This window comes from Arenibacter catalasegens (assembly GCF_002909235.1).
GTDB lineage: Bacteria > Bacteroidota > Bacteroidia > Flavobacteriales > Flavobacteriaceae > Arenibacter > Arenibacter catalasegens.
The window spans coordinates 1-20,781 of record NZ_PHQQ01000005.1 but is presented as its reverse complement, the minus strand read 5'-3'; the positions used below and the strand labels follow the sequence as shown (position 1 = coordinate 20,781).

General features: G+C 39.3%; 14 protein-coding genes. 11 read left to right on the top strand and 3 right to left on the bottom strand.

The features are described 5' to 3' along the window. Nucleotides 1-112 precede the first annotated feature (112 nt). The gene (locus CWD90_RS05655) at nucleotides 113-391 is read left to right on the top strand and encodes a transposase (protein WP_103474968.1); all 279 of its coding nucleotides are present in this window, start codon (nucleotides 113-115) and stop codon (nucleotides 389-391) included. After that, nucleotides 388-1,236 (top strand): IS3 family transposase, encoded by an 849-nt coding sequence (locus tag CWD90_RS05650; protein ID WP_103474967.1) that lies wholly within the window; start codon nucleotides 388-390, stop codon nucleotides 1,234-1,236. Before CWD90_RS05655 ends, CWD90_RS05650 begins: the two co-directional genes overlap by 4 nt. Before the next feature lie 48 nt (nucleotides 1,237-1,284). Here CWD90_RS05650 and CWD90_RS05645 read toward each other — a convergent pair whose 3' ends face one another. Further along, nucleotides 1,285-2,553 (bottom strand): MFS transporter, encoded by a 1,269-nt coding sequence (locus tag CWD90_RS05645; protein WP_103474966.1) that lies wholly within the window; start codon nucleotides 2,551-2,553, stop codon nucleotides 1,285-1,287. Between the two features lie 104 nt (nucleotides 2,554-2,657). Beyond that, on the bottom strand, nucleotides 2,658-3,236 hold the full coding sequence (locus CWD90_RS05640; RefSeq protein WP_103474965.1) for a PhnA domain-containing protein: 579 nt from the start codon (nucleotides 3,234-3,236) through the stop codon (nucleotides 2,658-2,660). Nucleotides 3,237-3,439: 203 nt separating this feature from the next. Between CWD90_RS05640 and CWD90_RS05635 the strand changes: the two genes are divergently transcribed. The 9 genes from CWD90_RS05635 (at nucleotide 3,440) to CWD90_RS05595 (ending at nucleotide 18,814) form a co-directional block, all read left to right on the top strand. After that, nucleotides 3,440-3,841 (top strand): pyruvate kinase, encoded by a 402-nt coding sequence (locus CWD90_RS05635; RefSeq protein WP_192877993.1) that lies wholly within the window; start codon nucleotides 3,440-3,442, stop codon nucleotides 3,839-3,841. Between the two features lie 417 nt (nucleotides 3,842-4,258). After that, nucleotides 4,259-6,073 (top strand): arylsulfatase, encoded by a 1,815-nt coding sequence (locus CWD90_RS05630; protein ID WP_103475116.1) that lies wholly within the window; start codon nucleotides 4,259-4,261, stop codon nucleotides 6,071-6,073. A 71-nt stretch (nucleotides 6,074-6,144) separates the two neighbouring features. Further along, nucleotides 6,145-7,590, top strand: coding sequence for a sulfatase family protein (locus CWD90_RS05625; protein ID WP_205161210.1), 1,446 nt, complete (start codon nucleotides 6,145-6,147; stop codon nucleotides 7,588-7,590). 62 nt (nucleotides 7,591-7,652) lie between these two features. Continuing rightward, nucleotides 7,653-9,188 (top strand): sulfatase-like hydrolase/transferase, encoded by a 1,536-nt coding sequence (locus CWD90_RS05620; RefSeq protein WP_103474964.1) that lies wholly within the window; start codon nucleotides 7,653-7,655, stop codon nucleotides 9,186-9,188. 20 nt (nucleotides 9,189-9,208) lie between these two features. Further along, the gene (locus CWD90_RS05615; RefSeq protein WP_103474963.1) at nucleotides 9,209-10,669 is read left to right on the top strand and encodes a sulfatase-like hydrolase/transferase; all 1,461 of its coding nucleotides are present in this window, start codon (nucleotides 9,209-9,211) and stop codon (nucleotides 10,667-10,669) included. A 400-nt stretch (nucleotides 10,670-11,069) separates the two neighbouring features. Continuing rightward, nucleotides 11,070-11,483 (top strand): hypothetical protein, encoded by a 414-nt coding sequence (locus CWD90_RS05610; protein ID WP_157941166.1) that lies wholly within the window; start codon nucleotides 11,070-11,072, stop codon nucleotides 11,481-11,483. Between the two features lie 395 nt (nucleotides 11,484-11,878). Continuing rightward, complete coding sequence (locus tag CWD90_RS05605) at nucleotides 11,879-13,321, top strand: sulfatase family protein (RefSeq protein WP_103474961.1); 1,443 nt, start codon at nucleotides 11,879-11,881, stop codon at nucleotides 13,319-13,321. A 177-nt stretch (nucleotides 13,322-13,498) separates the two neighbouring features. Next, nucleotides 13,499-17,032, top strand: coding sequence for a sulfatase-like hydrolase/transferase (locus CWD90_RS05600; protein ID WP_103474960.1), 3,534 nt, complete (start codon nucleotides 13,499-13,501; stop codon nucleotides 17,030-17,032). 384 nt (nucleotides 17,033-17,416) lie between these two features. Next, nucleotides 17,417-18,814, top strand: coding sequence for a sulfatase family protein (locus CWD90_RS05595; protein ID WP_103474959.1), 1,398 nt, complete (start codon nucleotides 17,417-17,419; stop codon nucleotides 18,812-18,814). A gap of 762 nt (nucleotides 18,815-19,576) precedes the next feature. Here the strand turns inward: CWD90_RS05595 and ypfJ are convergent. Further along, complete coding sequence (gene ypfJ, locus CWD90_RS05590) at nucleotides 19,577-20,476, bottom strand: KPN_02809 family neutral zinc metallopeptidase (RefSeq protein WP_103474958.1); 900 nt, start codon at nucleotides 20,474-20,476, stop codon at nucleotides 19,577-19,579. Nucleotides 20,477-20,781 lie beyond the last annotated feature (305 nt).

The following is a 20,781-nucleotide window of genomic DNA, read 5'->3' as shown; positions in this document are numbered from 1 at the left end:
CACTTTTATTAGGTAAAGGATAGATAAGGGTTAACCAATCCCTACGAATGTATTTTATAATACTCCCCAATTTTAGGACAGCAAGTTAAGTTGTAATTTAACCCTGTCAAATATGAAGAGATCAAGAAGAAAATTCAGTGCATCGTTCAAGGCCAAAGTGGCCATTGAGGCGTTAAAGGAGCATAGCAGCCTGCAAGAGCTCGCGGCCAAATTCGAACTACATCCTACACAAATATCAAGTTGGAAACGGGAGTTTTTGGAAAATGCAGATCTGGCCTTCGGGTCCAAACCAGAAAAAGAAGATCCCGATTCCGGGACCGGGCCACTCTACAATAAGATCGGCCAGTTGCAAGTGGAGAACGATTTTTTAAAGAAAGCCTTGGGCAAATGAGCACTACCGAAAGAAGACAGAAGGTGGTAAGGTCCCATCCAAGGCTAAACCTTGTCCAACAATGTAAGCTCCTGGATATCCATCGCTCCGGTCTTTATTACAGGCCCAGAAGTGAGAGTATGTTGAACCTAAAGCTTATGAAGGAAATGGATGCCTGCTTTTTGGAACACCCCTACTACGGGGCGGAACGTATGACCGATTACCTGAACCTTGACCTTGGGTATCGCGTAAACGTGAAAAGGATAAGACGCTTATATAAGCTTATGGACCTACAGACCATTTATAGAAAGCCCAGGACCACTATCAGGGACCCCAAGAGCTATAAGTTCCCTTATCTGCTAAAGGACCTGAAAATAGAACGCCCCGATCAGCTCTGGCAGACCGATATCACTTATATTCCCATGTTGCAGGGCTTTATGTACATGAACGCCATAATCGATGTACACAGTAGAAAGATCCTTAATTGGAGCATTTCAAATTCAATGGACAAAGAGTGGTGCATAGAACTATTGGAGGACACCATTGCCAAATACGGGGCGCCTGAGATACACAACTCCGATCAGGGAGCTCAATATACCAGTGGCCAATACATCGATGTGCTCAAAGAAAATAACATCCAAATATCAATGGATGGCAAGGGAAGGGCCCTGGACAACATTTACATCGAACGTTTCTGGAAGTCGATCAAATATGAAAAGATATATCTGAATCCTCCAAACGGGGGTCTGGACCTCTATCAAATGGTAAGGGAGTATATCGAGTTCTATAATACCAAAAGAAGGCATACCGAAATAGGAAAAGTGCCGCCCGATCAAATTTATAATGCTAAAAAAATGGCATCATGATAAACTAAGGAATACCTTTAAGCTGTCTTACAGATGGGGAGTAGTGTATTACTCGCTGTTTTCGTGTTCTTCCAAATCTTTTCGCAAATCCAATTTTCTAAAGGTAGGGGAGATGGCCCCCGTGAAAAACACCGTAATTAAGGTCATACACCCACCAAAAACGACTGCGGTAACCGTTCCCATCAGTTTGGCCGTAAGACCACTTTCAAAGGCGCCTAGCTCATTGGAAGACCCAACGAACATGGAATTCACGGATGCTACCCTACCGCGCATATGGTCGGGTGTCCTTAATTGTAAAATGGTTTGTCGAATAATCATAGAAATTCCATCGGTAACGCCACTGAAAAAGAGGGCGATTACCGAAATCCAGAACCAAGTAGAAAGCCCAAATACTATGATGCAAATTCCAAATCCAAAAATAGACCCTAGAAGTTTTAGGCCAGCACGTTTATTTAAAGGAAAATAGGCGGAAGTAAACATAATAACCAATGCGCCTACAGCCGGGGCAGCTCTTAAAATTCCAAATCCCTCTGGTCCAACTTTTAGAATATCTTGGGCATAAATGGGCAACAGCGCCACGGCTCCACCAAAAAGTACGGCAACCATATCCAAGGTAATGGCCCCCAAAATAATTTTTGTCCCAAATACAAATTTCACCCCTTCCTTTAAACTTTTCATGATGGGTTCGCCAATATTAGGGTTTAAAATAGGTTTCTTTTCAATCTTGGTTAAAATTAAGAGTGCCATTAAAGAAAAGGCAAAAATTAGGCACATGGACCAATGCACTCCGATTAAATTTATGCTAAATCCCGCTAGAGCGGGACCCAGCACAGCTGCCATTTGCCAAACAGAGCTACTCCAGGTAGCGGCATTGGGATAAACTTTTTTGGGAACAATTAATGCAAATAACGAAAATATAGTCGGCCCTAAAAAAGCTCTTACAATACCACCAAGAAATACCAAAAAATAGATGGAATACAAAATGGTGTTTTTAGACCATTCACTAATAATTTGAGGCCAGGTAAGTAAAAACAAACCCAAGCTTATTAACGAAAAACCGAAAATACATTTAATAAGTAAACCCTTCTTTTCTTTTTGATCAACGATGTGGCCAGCAAACAAAGCCAATGATACTGCAGGGATAACCTCCATAAGCCCTATCAATCCTAGGGAAAGTGGGTTTTTTGTCAAAGAGTAGACTTCCCATTCTATGACCACAAATTGCATGGACCATGCAAAAACCATAGCAAAACGGACCATCAAAAAAACGTTAAACTCCTTATATTTCAACGCAGCATATGGGTCTTTTCTCGCCATGAACAATTTGTTGTTAACCGTACCTAAATAAAAATTCCAATCGTAGACTTTTAGGAATAATCTGGCCTTATAAAATTAAAAATTCTTGATTTAGTAAAGTGGAACTATAATTTTTTAACAAATTTCGTCAGGATAACAATTTGTTGTCCGTCTACTTTACCTTCAATATATTCCGCGTTTTCATGATCTAAGGAAACTCGCCTTACGGCCGTACCTCTTTTAGCAACCATGCTCGATCCTTTAACCGGTAGGTCCTTAATAAGGACAACGCTATCGCCGGCTTCAAGAACTACACCGTTGCTGTCTCTATGAATAATTTGATTCTCCGAAGGAGCACCCTCTCCTGTAGCCTTGGCCCATTCCAATATGTCTTCTTCCAAATACAACATGTCTAGTAAATCTTGGGGCCATCCTTCTTTTCTCAGCCTACTCAACATGCGCCAGGCTATTACCTTAACTGGAGTATGCTCGCTCCACATACTATCATTTAAACATCGCCAGTGATTGGGGTCTGTGTTGTCTGGATTTTCTATTTGATCCTTGCAGATTTCACAAACTAATAGATTACCTTCCAAATCACCATTTTTTGGGGGTTGAACTTCCAATGCACTTAATTTTTCAGTACTTGCACATAACTCACATTGGTGGTTGCTTCTTTTACCCAATTCTCTCTCAATATTCATTATAATAGATTTTGTAAGGACAAAAATAAACGAATTGAATTAATGGGTACCATGGAAATGGTAAAAATGGGTAGGTAGATTTATGGGCAACTCTACTGGATATCCATTTTTTACATGATACTGTGATTTGGTATTGTTTATAAGTTATGGGGGATAAGGGTTGTATAAGCCTAATGGAGTTTTATTTTTGTTTCCTTTTTTAGATGGAAGACTTAAAAGTAGGAGATCAATTATGTAATGTAAGTCAAAACGGATTTGGCGATTTTTTTAGGTATTCTTTTTCGGAGGTGGTACGTCTTACCAAAACTTTGGCCGTCTTGGACAATGGAGAGAGATTAAGAAACAAACCCGTAAAATCGCTTATCAATGGTGATATTGGTTTTGCCTTAGCAAGTAACAGGTGGGTGTATTGGCATATAGTGTCCGGTGAAATACAGCAACTAGCCGAAGAGGAGAGCGAGAAGATTCAAATAAATGATTGGTTTAAAGATCGTAATTTTAGTGTGTCAGAGAAAAAAATAATTTACAATTTGTTTAAGGAAAAAGGTATTTTGAAAGGGGCTGACAAAAATATCCAACAAACCATTGAACTAATTAAAAAGTAAACGAGCGTACCCATTACGGGATTTTTAAATGCTAGCATTATAATTCGTTGCAATTTTGCAAGTAGATTTATGATGTGAAAAGAATTCTAATTCTAATTTTTTTGGTTAATTCGTGAATTAAAGAAGAACATTAAGGAATTATTGTTTCCTATTCCAACCGATTAATTGCGTAATAACGAAAATCTTGTTCAAAATCCCGGATATTAATTTATCTACAGTTTAATATTATTATGGCTGAAAAACCCCAAAATTTTAACTTTACAACCTTTTTCAAAGTAAGTTGCCATGATTTTGGGTTCTCCAGACTCACAATAAATATTTGCTGTAACTATGAAATAGTATCATAATTGGATAATATTTTTACAATAAATAATAGAAATGATAACTAAATTGTTCAAAAATAAATTAAGTTTAATTATGATTGAAGACAACTTAAGTCCATTCGGTTATTTGGCAAGAAACCTTCAGGTTTTTATTTTGGCTGCATTTATCCTACCAATAATTTCAACTGCTCAAAGTACCATAAAGAAAAAGCCCAACGTCATCATTGTAATTACAGATGACCAAGGGATGGGTGATTTGGGTTGTTATGGTAATCCTTACATTAAAACGCCCAACATTGATGCTTTTTATAAAGAGTCGGTCCGACTGAATAATTTTCACGTTTCCACTACCTGTGCGCCTACTCGTGGAGCCATAATGACTGGGAGGCACACGAATAGGATAAATGTGTTCCACACTATAACTGGACGTTCCATACTTTTTGAGGATGAGGTTATTTTGCCTCAGGTATTGGCTCAAAACGGATATACGAATGGTATGTTTGGAAAATGGCATTTGGGAGATAATTATCCATACCGACCTGAAGACAGAGGATTTCATGAGGTTGTTCGTCATGGTGGGGGAGGAATTACTCAAGGTCCAGATTATTGGAGCAACGATTATTTTGATGATACCTATTGGCACAATAGTCAAACCCAAAAATACAAGGGTTACTGCACCGATGTTTTCTTTTCAGAGGCAATGAACTTTATAGAAGAAAACAAAAACGACCCTTTTTTCTGTTATATAGCCACCAATGCGCCCCATGGTCCTTTGAACCTTCCCAAAGAATATTTGGATATGTACAAGGATGTAAAGGGCCTAGAGGAATCCCAACAACGTTTTTACGGCATGATAACTAACATTGATGATAATTTTAAGTTGTTACAAAAGAAATTGGACGAATTAAAAATAGCGGACAATACGATCTTAATTTTTATGACAGACAATGGTACCGCAGGTGGAAATAAGGTTTTTGATGCTGGATTACGGGGGCAGAAGGGAAGTGAATACGAAGGCGGTCACCGAGTTCCTCTTTTTATTCGTTGGCCAGATGGACAACTTACAGGAGGAAAAGATATAAATAAGCTGGCCGCCGCATATGATTTACTGCCGACCTTTGTGGATCTTTTGGGCCTCGATTTTAATCAAGTAAAACCTTTGGACGGTAAAAGCTTGAAACCTTTACTTTATGACCAGGCTGAAGATTGGCCAAATCGGGTGCTATACATAGATACCCAGAGGCTTCAAAATTTGGTGAAATACAGGAAGTATTCCGTAATGGATGACAATTGGCGGTTTGTAAATGGTACTGAACTTTATAACATGAACAGTGATAGAAGTCAGACTAAAAATGTTTTTTCTCAACATCCAGAAGTGGTTGAGAAACTGGCCGAGGGTTATGAAAAATGGTGGCAGTCATTTATGGATGAAGGCGTAAACGAACGATATGCCTATATTAAGGTTGGTTCCCCTAAGGAAAATCCCAGCCGTATTTCCGCCCATGATATGTTAACTGGTAAATTTGGGCATATGTGGCATCAATATGGTGCTGTTAGTGCTACCCAGGCCACTGGAAGATGGAAAATAGACTTTATCGAGGATGGTGAATATAAAATCAGCCTTTGCCGATTTCCAAGAGAAAGTGGGCTGGCCATAAACCAAACCTTTCCCGCACAGGAGAAAATTGTGGAACTGGATAGGACAATGCCAGCCAGTGTAAAAGACGATTTTGAAAAAGCATATTTATATGTTGCGGACGTGGACCAAACAGCCAAAATTGAAAAAGACCAAAAAGAAGTGTCTTTTACCGCTAAAATTCCGGCAGGAAAATATGATATGGAAGCACAACTAATAGATAAGGATGGCAGGGTGCACCCTGCTTACTATGTCTATATCGAAAAACTTTAAAAGTAAAACTTATCTTGGACTTTATATTTTCAAAGGTTTAATTAAAAAATGGTGAATTGGTCTTGAACAGGATGAAAAAAATTACGTTTATTTTCTATTGGTTACTAGTAACGGTTTCTTTGATGGGTTGTTTAGAAAGTCCAAAAAAAGCGGAACCTGATCTAACTGTGGATAAACCTCCCAATATTATCTTGTTGATGGCTGATGACCAAGGCTGGGGCGATACCGGTTATAACGCTCATCCACATCTAAAGACCCCTAATTTGGACGCCATGGCGGCCAACGGAGCAGTTTTTGAACGTTTCTATGCCGCTTCAGCGGTATGTTCCCCAACCCGTGGGAGTGTAATGACGGGCAGACATCCGCTGCGCTATGGCATTTGCACGGCGAATTGTGGGCATATAAAGGAACAGGAGAAAACCTTAGGTGAAATGGTGAAGGCAGAGGGGTATGTTACGGGCCATTTTGGGAAATGGCATTTGGGCACCCTTACACGCGACACCTTGGATGCCAATAGGGGAGGTAAAAAAGAAAATGACGAGCATTATGCCCCACCGTGGGAGCATGGCTTTGATGAAAGTTTTGTGACAGAATCCAAAGTCCCAACTTGGAATCCAATGGTAACTCCTTCTAAATCTTCAGGAGACGTGAATGGATCTTTGGTGGAAGGAAAGCCGTTTGGAACTTATTACTGGACAGGCCCAGGAAAAATAGAAACCGAGAATTTAGAGGGGGACGATTCCCGGGTTATTATGGATAGGGCTATTCCCTTTATTGAGCATGCGGTAAATAGTGATAAACCATTTTTGAGTATTATCTGGTTCCATACTCCCCATTTACCCGTTTTGGCAGGGGATGAAGACCGAAAGCCCTATAGTGACCTTTCTGAAGATCAACAACACTATTATGGAGTTATAACCGCTTTGGACAAACAAGTGGGGCGATTACGTGATAAATTAAAGGAATTGGGCATCGCTGAAAATACGGTGCTTTTCTATACTAGTGATAATGGCCCTGAAGGAAAATCGGTCACAGGTAGAACACAAGGACTTACCAAAGGATTAAAGGGTAGGAAAAGGAGCCTTTATGAAGGAGGTATCAGGGTCCCTGGTATTATGGAATGGCAGGGAAAAATTAAACCGGGCACCAAAGTAAAAGTCCCTTGTTTTACTTCGGATTATTTTCCGACCATAGCAAATATATTAGGCTGGGACCTGGTAAATCAGAATAGACCATATGATGGCATGGACCTGCTTCCCTTTGTAAATGGTAGTGTAACAAAGAGGTCAGAACCTTTAGCGTTTGAGTTTCAAGGTCAAGCAGCGTTAATCGATAACCAGTTCAAAATCTATAGTAAGGATAATGGTGAAAATTTCGAGCTGTACAATATTTTGGACGATGCTGCCGAAAGTTATAATTTGGCGATTGAAAGACCGGAAAAACTGCAAGAAATGGTAGTTGAATGGAGAAAATGGAAAACCTCTGTAGAGAACAGTGCAGAAGGCAACGATTATTGAAATATCCATTGTTAAATAATTAACCGATCACGGATTAAGAATTAAAATTGAAAATAGCTATTATGAGAATAACCAAAAGTTTGATAGCGTTGTTGATAATATTAACAGCTGCGTGTAAACAAGCTCCCAAAGACAAAGAAGCGCAGGGACAAAATCCAGACAGGCCAAATATCGTTTTTCTATTCGCCGATGACCAGACCTTTGAAAGTATCAGGGCCTTGGGTTTTGATGAGGTGCATACCCCTAATTTGGATAGGTTGGTAAACGGGGGTACTTCCTTTACCCATGCCTATAATATGGGAGGTTGGAACGGTGCTATTTGCGTGGCTTCAAGGGCTATGATCATCTCAGGTTCCTATATTTGGAATGCAAAGGATAAAAGTGACTTATGGTCCAAGGGCGACTCGACTGCGCTGAACCAGACCTGGAGCAGATTAATGGAAAAGCAGGGTTATGACACCTATATGACGGGAAAATGGCATGTGCAGGCACCTGCTGGCACCATCTTTAATGATACCAGACATATTCGTCCGGGCATGCCAAAAGATCATGCCAATAAATTGGGGGCATCCATAAAGAAGTGGAAAGAGGAATCCGGGAATATGAAAGATTGGAACGACTATATGCCTTTGGGCTATGGTAGGCCAACAGGTCCAGATGATACAGAGTGGTCACCTACGGACACCCTACAAGGTGGCTTTTGGGAAGGTGGAAAACACTGGAGCGAAGTGGTTCGTGACGATGCCCTATCATTCATAGAAACGGCCAAGCAAAAAGACGATCCGTTTTTTATGTACCTAGCCTTTAACGCCACCCATGATCCAAGACAGGCTCCACAAAGGTTTTTGGATATGTATCCACTGGAAAGTATCAAGGTTCCTGAAAATTTCTTGCCAGAATACCCATGGAAAGATGATATGGGCAATCAGCCAAGTCTAAGGGACGAGGCACTGGCCCCATATCCAAGAACGGAATATGCCGTTAAGGTACACCGTCAGGAATATTATGCCCTTTTAAGCCATATGGACGAACAGATCGGTATCATATTGGACTCTTTGGAGGCCACCGGTAAAATGGACAATACCTATATCTTTTTCGGAGCTGACCACGGACTTTCAGTAGGCCACCACGGACTGATAGGAAAACAAAGTATGTTCGATCATAGTGTGCGCATTCCAATGATGGTAATGGGGCCGGGTATTCCCAAGGGAAAGCGTTTGCCCCAGGATGTTTATTTGCAGGATATTATGGCAACGACCCTAGAGTTGGCAAACTTGGAGAAACCGGACTATGTACAGTTCAACAGTTTTATGGATATCATTAAAGGGGAAAGACAGGAAAGTCATTACAATGGCGTTTATGGTGCCTATATCGATGTTCAGCGCATGATACGCAAAGATGGGTTTAAACTTTTGGTGTATCCAAAAATAGAAAAGGTGCTTTTGTTCGATCTGGAAAAAGATCCCAATGAAATGAACGACCTGGCCGATAACCCTGAGTATTCGGAAAAAGTAAAAGCACTATTTACCGATCTATTGGAACTACAAAAAACAATGGAGGATAAATTGGACCTACAGCATATCTATAAGAAAATATAGAAAAGTCTTAAATAAATATCATGTATAGAGTTTGTTTGCCTTTTATCGGCTTGCTTTTACTTGGTTGTGGAAACATGGTCAAAACAAAAGAAGTTAGTGAACGCCCACCAAATATATTGTTTATTCTGGTTGATGATTTGGGAAAGGAATGGATCAGCAGTTATGGTGCGCAGGACATCATCACTCCAAACATAGACGCACTGTCCAAATCCGGAATGCAGTTCAATAATGTGTATTCCATGCCCCAATGTACCCCCACAAGAATAGCCCTCTTAACGGGGCAGTATCCTTTTAGGAACGGGTGGGTCAATCATTGGGATGTTCCCCGATGGGGTGGTGGTGCCCATTTTGATGAAACAAGGAATCCTTCATTGGTAAAGGAGCTTCAAAGAGCTGGTTATGCCACCTGTATCGCAGGGAAATGGCAAATTGATGATTTCCGGGTAGAACCAGATGCCCTTACCAAAAGTGGGTTCGATGAATTTTGTATGTGGACTGGTTATGAGGGTGGTATTGAAGCGAGTGCCGAGAGATACCAAGATCCTTATATTTACACCAAGGCTGGGAGCAAGACGTATAATGGTAGTTTTGGGCCAGATGTATTTCGTGATTTTATAATAGATTTTACAACGGATAAAAAAGAGGTTCCATTTTTTGTTTACTACCCCATGGTATTAACCCATACCCCATTTGTGAATACGCCAGATGAGTCGGCGGAAGACAATTTAGGGAAACATAAGGCCATGGTACGTTATACCGATAAGATTGTTGGAGAGCTGTTAGGGGCATTGAAAGAAAATGAATTATTAGACAATACCATCGTTGTTTTTACCACGGATAATGGTACTACTAAAGCAATTACGGGATCATATAGGGGCCAAAGTATAGTTGGTGGCAAAGCCAGTACTACCGAACCTGGAATTGCTGCACCTTTTATAGTGAGTTGGCCAGGGCATATAAAATCCAATCAAGAATCTGATGCACTGATCGATTTTACGGATATTTTGCCCACCTTCTTGGATATAGCAGGGGTTGCTGAAAAAAGTGAATGGACTACTGCCAACGCCGATCATTACATAGATGGTAAATCGTTTAAAAATGTTCTGTATAATAACTCGGATAACTCGGAAAGAGAATGGATTTTAGGCATGGGCGGTGGTAATAACGCCCGCCTTACGGAAAAGGGTGTAGAAAATCAATATGCCTATAGGGATAGGGTAATTAGAAATGAGCAATATAAATTATATATAGGGTCCAATAAAGAACCTGAAAAATTCTTCGACCTAAAGAACGATCCATACGAAAGGAATAATATTATAGATAGTCTAAACACTTCGGAAGAAAAAGAGAATTTTGATAAGCTTCTCACTGTTGTTAAGTCGCTCCCGTTAAAGGACAATGACCCGAAGTACGTACCAAATCCACCTCAATCTTGGGATGTGGAAATAACGGCAAAAAGTCAGGAATGGAAAATTGAATAATTTAAAAGTCCTTTTCACGATCGATTTATATAATTCCCCGATGGCCTAGCCTCGGGGTTTTGTATTATCCCTTAATTAAATACATGGGTTGTACTTCTCCAAACATTGTTTTGGAACTAAATTGTTAATATCGAGAACCATACTGTTAGTTCCGACTTCCCATAGATGCTATTTTTGATTTAATAATTGCATCAATAATAATTATTTTAAAGCCTAAGCTTTGACCTCATAAAATAAAAGAACCTTTGGTAATATTTCCATGCCTAATGTTCAACCCCTGTTTTATTTTTTTAATACTGTTTTGGAGTATCTGAATAGATGGCCAATCTCAGTAATGCTAGTTTATAAACTATAAAATTTTAAGCTATGAAAATTAAAAAAAAACAAAATAGGCAATTCATTGAACATTTTAGCAATTCTATTATTAGTGTTTACCAATATGAGCTGTAACAAAAGTGATGATGATAATGGCTTATTCATAAACATTGCAACGATGAGTTCTGAAATTCCAGCTCTAAATAATTGTGATTCGGGAAAAGGAACAGGAACAGGTACCTTAATCAATGTAGATTATTCTTCATCACCTGGTCTAGTAATAGAAAAAATACATATAAAAACTAGCTGGTCCAATGGAGAAGGGGGCAATGCTGTTGATCTAACATTTGAGAATGATGGGTCAATTGTGGAGTTTGGTGAATGTATTCGTTATGAAGAGTTAAGCTGGATAGAATATGAAGTTCGACTGGAGGCATCGGATGGTACATTGAGCAATCCCTCAACAATCAGAATTAATAAGCCCTCTGGTGCTAATTAAAACACATTTTCTGAGAAAGTTTCATATGGGGTTTAGTGAGAGTTGAGGTGCAATAGGGCGCGGAAATTACATGGAAGTTAAAAGTGGGTCAAATGATCATGTTTTGGATTAATTTTATTGGTTTTAATACCAAAAATAACCATCACTATAGTTTCGTGATTTTTCTGAATTCTTCTATAAGAATGGCGTGGGCTTTGGTAATTTGATTCTCCCATTTTACAGGATATTTTTAATTATATGGCAATTTGAATATTGTCCAGCACTCCATTTTTGCCTTAAATAAAAATCTGTTTGTATTTGTAGGAAGGTGTTCTATTTCCTTTGTAATTTGCGCAAGAACCTTATGTTTGTAACCTTTAATGAGGAGTAAAGTGCAACCAAATTGAAATTTAATAATGTTTAGAAATAATTTTTTAGTACTTGTTTTAGCAAGCTCGTTTCTTTTTTCGTGTGCAGAGAAAAATAAATCAATTGTTGGTCCCGTAAACAAAAAACGACCCAATGTACTCATTGTTTTGGCTGATCAGTTTCGTGCTCAAGCTACAGGATATGCTGGGGATCCGAATGTGATGACGCCACATCTTGATAGCTTGGCATCAAAAAGCGTAAACTTTAAAAATGCGGTTTCCGGAATGCCCGTTTGCTCTCCTTTTAGAGCTTCACTTATTACAGGACAGAGACCACTAACACATGGTGTGTTCATGAACGATGTTCAATTGGATACCACAGCCGTGACCATGGGAAAGGTATTTTCCGAAGCTGGATATGACACAGGTTACATTGGGAAATGGCACCTTGACGGGCATGGCCGATTACAGTTTATCCCTCCTGGTAACAGGAGACAGGGGTTCAATTTTTGGAAAGTTAATGAATGCACCCACGATTATAATTCATCTGTCTATTATGACAATAACGATCCCAATCGAAAAATATGGAATGGCTATGATACTTTTGCACAAACGGATGCTGCCATTAGCTATATGAAGGAAAAAAAGGTTTCGGATAATCCATTTCTGATGATCCTCTCATGGGGAACTCCCCATGCACCTTACCATACGGCACCTGAAATCTATAAAGAACGTTATGATCCAGCAACAATAAAGCTCCATGAAAATGTACCGGAATCACTAATGGATAAGGCAAAAAAGGACTTGGCGGGCTACTACGCCCATATTACGGCATTGGATGATATGGTTGGCAAATTAATCCACAACCTTAAAGAAACGGGACAATGGGAAAATACTATTATTGTATTTACTTCTGATCATGGTGATCTTCTTGGTTCGCATGGGGCCTATAAAAAGCAGCAACCATATAATGAATCTATTCGGGTACCAATGCTTTTTCACCTTCCAGAAAATCTTGACATTGCAATCGGAGAAAGGGAGGCCCTTTTAAATTCAGAAGATATTATGCCTACTTTATTAGATCTTTGCAACATACCTATTCCGGATACGGTTGAGGGAATAAGTTATAAGAATTATTTAGAAGGTACGGAAGTTGTGGGGAAATCAACTTTAATTACTTGTGTACAGCCCTTCGGACAATGGAACAGGTATAAATATGGCGGCCAGGAATATAGGGGAGTAGTAACAACCCAATTTACCTATACCATAAATCTAGATGGCCCATGGCTATTGTTCGACGATAAAAATGATCCATTTCAAAAGATCAATCTAGTTGGTAATCCTGAATATGCAATACAACAGGCCAGTCTTGATAGTTTACTGAACCAAAAATTGAAAGATAACCGAGACGAATTTCTTGCAGGAATGACCTATGTTGCAAAATGGAATTATCCAGTGGACAAGACGGAAACAGTGCCTTACTCACAATAATGAAATTTAAGTGGTGGAGGTGTTGCGGTTAGCTAACATACATTTTACGTTTCGTTTCGTTTTTAAAAAGCAGGAATTTATTTTTTTTGATTTTACAGGACAGCACGGGATGGTACTGGGTAGAAATTTATTTATGTTTGGTCTTCATCAAGAATCCATTTATAAATTTAAGAATCAATGTCCTATCAAAAATTTATTGGCAGCGTATTTCTATTAACCTTTATTATAAGTGCGGGGAAACTAACTTCTCAAAATTATACAAAGGCCAAAGAATTAGATCGCCCTAATATTATATTTATCCTAACAGACGATCAGCGTTTCGACGCCTTGGGCTATGCGGGCAATAAACTCATTTCCACCCCAGAAATGGACAACTTGGCCAAAGAAGGCACTTATTTTGAAAATGCGATGGTTACCACGCCGATCTGTGCGGCAAGTAGAGCTAGCATTTTGACCGGGTTATACGAACGTACCCATAACTTCAATTTTCAGACGGGAAATATTAGAGAATCCTATATGGCCAACTCGTATCCGTCCATTTTAAAGAAAAACGGATATTTTACTGGATTTTATGGAAAGTACGGTGTGCGATATGATGAGTTGGAAAAACAGTTCGATACTTATGAGTCATATGATCGCAATAATAATTACAAGGACAGACGTGGGTATTACTACAAAACTTTAGGTAAAGATACTGTGCACCTTACCCGCTATACGGGTCAAAAGGCCATAGATTTTATTGCTGATGCCAAAACAGATACCCCATTTTGCCTTTCATTAAGTTTTAGCGCCCCACATGCCCATGATGGGGCCGAAGATCAATATTTTTGGCAACAAGAGTCCGGTGTGTTGCTTCAGAACATGGAAATTCCTGGACCTGATTTGGGAGAGGATAAATACTTTGAAGCACAGCCAAAATTTGTACGCGATGGCTTTAACCGATTACGCTGGACCTGGCGCTACGATACCCCAGAAAAATACCAACATAGCGTTAAAGGCTATTACCGGATGATTTCGGGAATAGATCGTGAAATTGCCAAGATTAGGGAAGAGCTGAAGAAGAAGGGAATTGATAAAAATACCGTCATCATTTTGATGGGGGATAATGGTTATTTCTTGGGTGAGCGTCAGCTTGCTGGTAAATGGTTATTATATGATAATTCCGTTCGGGTACCCTTAATTGTTTTCGACCCACGTTTAAAGAAACAAAAAGATAGCGATGTCTTGGCATTGAACATTGATGTGCCATCTACCATTCTAGACCTAGCTGGTATTCCGCAACCTGAAACTTGGCAGGGGAAAAGTTTGATGCCGATTGTTGATAATTCAAAGAAAAATTTTGAACGGGATACTGTTTTGATCGAACATCTTTGGGAGTTTGAAAATATTCCGCCTAGCGAAGGTGTACGTACTAAAGATTGGAAATATTTTCGCTATGTAAATGATAAATCTTTTGAAGAACTTTATAATCTAAAGGATGATCCCAAAGAGATCAATAACCTAGCTAAAGATTTAAAATATACTGAAAAACTTAAATCGTTCCGCAATAAAACGAATAGCCTTATTCTAGAACTCTCAGATGAATATTCAAAAGGACCGTCCAATTTAATTGTGGAATGGATAAGAAACACTACTGGGGTAAAGATAATTGATTTCAAACCGGAATACGGATGGGTGGTGCCAGATGGCGCAGTCTCGCAATCGGCCTATCAAATATTGGTAGCTTCGTCCGAAGAAAAAATAAACAACAATATAGGTAATGTCTGGAATAGTGGGCAAATAAGATCCAATACTTCATCAGATATAGAACATGGAGGGGCTCAGTTGCAAAGTGGGGAGACCTACTTCTGGAAAGTGCGTATATGGGATCAGGACAATCGACTTTCACGATATTCCAAAACGCAGATGTTCACCATGGGCAGCCCCAAGGCGACAATAACAACACCTAACGGTTTTCAAATAGATAAAATAAAACCGGTCGAATTTGAAAAAAGAGGTGAAACGTATTTTATCGATTTTGGAAAAGCGGCCTTCTCAACCATGGATTTTGTCTATAATGCCAAAACCGCCCATACACTTACTTTCAGAATTGGAGAACAGTTGGAAGGCGAAAATATAAATAGAACTCCCCTTAAAACTAGTAATATCAGGTATCAAGAAATTAAAGTCCAGGTTACGCCCGATCAAACCAAATATCAACTACAGATCAAAGCAGATAAACGAAACACCCTACCCGGTAAAGCGATAGCGCTACCTGAAGGTTTTCCGGTATTATTGCCTTTGCGATATGCCGAGGTTACAGGGGCCAAAGAGCCCTTGACTGCTGAAAATTTCACGCAACTGGCGCATCATAGTTATTGGGAAGATGACACCAGCAGTTTCTCGAGTTCAGATGATATTTTGAACCAAATTTGGGATTTATGTAAATACTCTATAAAGGCCACAACTTTTAACGGTCTTTACGTAGACGGTGACCGCGAACGGATTCCTTATGAGGCTGATGCGTATTTGAACCAAATAAGCCATTATACTACTGATCGCGAATATGCCATAGCCAGACAGACCATTGAATATTTTATGGAACACCCTACCTGGCCGACGGAATGGCAACAGCATGTGGCACTTATGTTTTATGCCGATTATATGTACACGGGCAATATTGAACTTATCCAGAAATACTACGACCAACTAAAATATAAGACCCTTTATGAGCTTGCGAATGAGGATGGTTTGATAACCTCTACCAAAATGACGCCGGAATTAATGGCCAATCTTGGGTTTTCAAAAGACCTGAAGGAAACTTTTAGGGATATTGTCGATTGGCCCTCTGCGGGCTGGGGTGGAGATCCTACCAACAAAGGCGAACGTGACGGTTACGTTTTTAAGGATTATAATACCGTTGTCAATGCCTTTTACTATCAGAACATGAAAATCATGACAGAATTTGCTGAGGCCTTAGGCAAGACTCAAGAAGCTTTGGATTTTAAATTGAGGGCATTAAAAGCGAAGAAGGCTTTCAATGAGAAAATGTTCGACTCCGAGAGAGGAATCTACATAGACGGAATTGGAACGGACCATGCATCTTTACATGCCAATATGATGCCTTTAGCTTTCAATATGGTTCCCGAGGACCATATAGCATCTGTGGTTGAATTTGTGAAATCAAGGGGAATGGCCTGCAGCGTGTATGGCTCACAATATTTGATGGATGGATTGTACAATGCGGGTGCGGCAGATTATGCCCTGGATTTGTTAACGGATACTAGTGACAGAAGTTGGTACAATATGATAAGGATCGGATCTACCATTACCCTGGAAGCGTGGGATTTAAAGTATAAAAATAATCTTGATTGGAACCATGCATGGGGGGCCGTACCAGCAAATGCCATTCCACGAGGACTTTGGGGGATACAACCAAAGATTCCAGGTTTTGGCATTGCCACTATTAAGCCACAGATGGGGGATTTAAAGAATAGTGCTATAGAAGTACCCACTTTAAAAGGAACAATAAAGGCTACCTACAAAGCTCAAAGCGCTAGATTACAAATATATACAGTTGAAATCCCTGCAAATATGGTGGCAGAATTTGAAATAGCGACCTCCACTGGAAAAGAACTAATGCACAACGGTAAAAAAGTGGCTGCAGCCTTCGGTTCTATCAGGTTAGAGCCAGGAAAGCATGAAATCAAATTAGTAATAAATTCCTTTTAATATTGGAAAGAAGTTTTGATGCATGGCTATAGTAAGTGCTAGACGGAGAGAGAAAATTAGATAGGTATTAAGGCCATAATCCTGATAAATAGGGTAGGAACGGAAAGTAAAGATGTGAAAGCACCCTCCCTTGTCGACAGGTCTGTCCGTCCTATTTTCTTATTATAATCGGTTCTAAATAGAAAATAATAAAGTGTAGTTGAGTTAATATAGCAGCAAAAGGAACAAAGGGAAACTATTGTTCCTTTTTTTATGGCTTCCAATATTCAATGCATGTTTATATTGGTAAAAAATATAATAACTATTTATCATTTCTTTGAGAATCTATTTATTTTTCACAATCTTTATCCAAAGACTATTTTTTCATATAATTAATTGAACCAAATGAACGTATTTAAGAAATCGATAGGCATTAATTTAGGGTTACTTTTTTTATTATTTCCCGTAGAAATTTTTCCCCAAACTTCGGTTAACAGTAGACCTAATGTCATCGTAATTATGACAGATGACCAAGGTTCAATAGATCTTAATTCTTATGGGGCAACGGACCTGTATACACCAAATATGGACAGGCTAGCAAAAGAGGGGGTAAGGTTTACACAATTCTATGCCGGAGCTCCTGTTTGTTCTCCATCCCGCGCTGCACTTATGACGGGAAAGACCAATTTACGTGCTGGTTTGGAAGGAAATGTCCCAATACCAGAACGCGCTGAAAAGATTGGAGAACATGGACTACCAACTGATCAGGTTACCATGGCGGAAATGCTTAAACCAAATGGCTATTATACCGCTTTGATTGGTAAATGGCATCTAGGTCATAGGGAGCAAAATTTACCTAACGGACAGGGGTTTGATTATTTTTTCGGGCATCAACGAGGTTGCATAGATAACTATTCCCACACCTTTTACTGGGATGGCCCAAATAAGCACGACCTGTACAGAAATTCAGAAGAGGTTCATTATGATGGCGAACATTTTTCTAATTTGATGACCGAAGAAGTAAAGCAGGTAATCAATCACAGGAAGAACGAGCCATTTTTTATTTATTGGGCGTTCAATTCCCCACATTATCCCTATCAAGGAACAACAAAGTGGATGGATTACTACAAGGACCTTCCGACACCTAGACGGGAATATGCCGCTTTTGTATCCAACACGGATGAAAAAATCGGAAATGTTCTTGATTATTTGGACGAGATGGGCCTAGCGGACAACACCATAGTCATTTTTCAATCGGACCATGGGCATTCTTTGGAGGAACGTGCTTTTTGGGGTGGTGGAAATGCAGGGGAGTATAGGGGGAGCAAATTCAGTTTATTCGAAGGTGGGATCCGTGTACCGGCCATTATTCGTTATCCTGGAGTAATTCCTGCCAATCAAGTACGTGGTCAACTGAGCATGGAGATGGATTGGTTTAGTACCATTGGGGAATTGACCAACTCAGAAGTAGCTGATAACCTAGATGGAAAAAGCCTTATTCCTCTTATTTTGAATGACAAAAAGGAATCTCCCCATGAGGTGGTATATTGGCAGTTTGGCGATTATGATGATATAACGGCACAATGGGCTGTACGCAAGGGTCCCTGGAAGCTTATTGGCAATGTAAATGAACCCTCAGGCCAGGGAGAAAAAAAGGATTTGGAGAAATTATTTCTGGTCAATTTGGACAATGACATCAGTGAAAAAAACAATTTGGCGAAATCCAATCCGAAGAAAATGAACGAACTCTTACAGTTGCACAATTCTTGGTTAAAATCGGTTCGTTCAGAAATGAAACAGTAGCTGATTTTATCACACCGTTTTTGCTAGTAATACAATAACTTGAGTTGGTTAGTTGCAGAAGGAACAATGGGGGACCAATGTTCCTTTTTTTTGTAGTATTGATTGATAAACTGAAAGAAAAACCCTTATTCTACAGAGACTTCAAGGTTTTTAGGTACAAATGGGATACAAATACCAAAAACGAGTTAGAAACCTGTTAGTATGTAATTGCTTACTGGTTTATAGATTTTGGTAAATATCATCTCAAATTTAAAACCTTAGCGGGACATTGATCTAGGGTTACAATGGGAATTTCTAAAAATAATACCAACCGCTACCACCTTGACTAATCAATATCCATGAAGCCAATTTTTGGATTAAATAACATTGTTCCCAAAGGTTCATCGGGGTGTTCTATTTTATTTAATAGACCCATATGTGATTTATTATTAATCCCTTATTTGAAATTTGACTGCTATTATAAATGCTTTCTCCGAAAGTTAGTAAATTATTTTTCAGGTCAAATAGGGAAATTCCCTTTGGTTTCCAGTGTTTTATTTGGAGTCATCCATTTATTAGATGAATATTTGCGTAGTTGTCCAGTAATAATTGTGAAGTTTTTAATACCATCAATTTCAATATAAACTTGCCGGTAGTTTTCTGTCGGAGCTTAGAGCAGGATAACCCGGTACATTATTTTTTAGATAGTCGGAGGAATTATAATGGTATATTGTTTTCCAAATTTAGTTTTATTGAGTTCCCTAGTAAATTACGCTGCTATAATCAAAGAGATTTTGCATTAAAAGTGTCTCCTTGCGAAATGTCCCCTGTTTCAAACCCCTTTTTAAACCATCTTATTCGCTGTTCCGATGTACCGTGCGTAAATGAGTCAGGTACTACCTTTCCGGTTGATTGACGCTGTAACCTATCATCGCCGATTGCATTGGCGGCATTAAGCGCCTCCTCTAGATCACCGCTCTCCATCATTTGTGTCATTCTTTGAGAACGATTTGCCCAAACACCGGCTAAAAAATCTGCCTGTAATTCTAATCGCACCGAAACCTTATTAAATTCAGTCTCGCTTAATTGCCCCCTCAGACGATTTACCTTATCCATTGTGCCCATAAGTTTTTGAACATGATGACCAACCTCGTGGGCTATAACATAGGCCTGTGCAAAGTCACCTGGTGCATTCATTTGACGTTCCATATCCTTGAAAAAACTTAGATCTAGATATAATTTTTGATCACCGGGACAATAGAAGGGGCCCGTAGCACTAGACGCAGAACCGCAGGCAGAGGCGACGTATCCTGTAAAAAGCACTAAGGTCGGTTCTTGGTAATTATCTAAAATATTATTCCATACATCTTCAGTGCTGGCCAAAATAGTAGCACTGAATTCCGCCTGCATATTTTCCTCATCAGTGCCTTGATAGGATTCTGTAGACGCCGGCTGACTGTCGCCCCCTAGAAAGATATTACCCAGGAAACTTATAGGATTATTACCGGTAATAAAAGAAAACACCAATAATACTCCAACTATAATTAAACCGGTTTTTGAAAAAAGAAGTTTAATTAATGGCCCTAATAACATAGGATTAAATCCACCTATTCCTCTACTTGAACTAGATCCACCCCTTTTATCTTCTACATTTGAACTTTGACGCCTACCTTTCCATTTCATACTGACAATTATTATAATAAATTTGTTAACTGGCTACCTCCCCGATGTTATATGATTTTTCAAAATCAAATCGTTCGTAAATCGCAGCGAAATAAAGTTACAAAATAAGTGAATTGATGGTTGCTCAAATGATAATATAAGTAATCTCATTAATAAAATTGGCAAGTTGAAATATGGAAGTACACTACTCCCCATCTGTAAGACAGCTTAAAGGTATTCCTTAGTTTATCATGATGCCATTTTTTTAGCATTATAAATTTGATCGGGCGGCACTTTTCCTATTTCGGTATGCCTTCTTTTGGTAT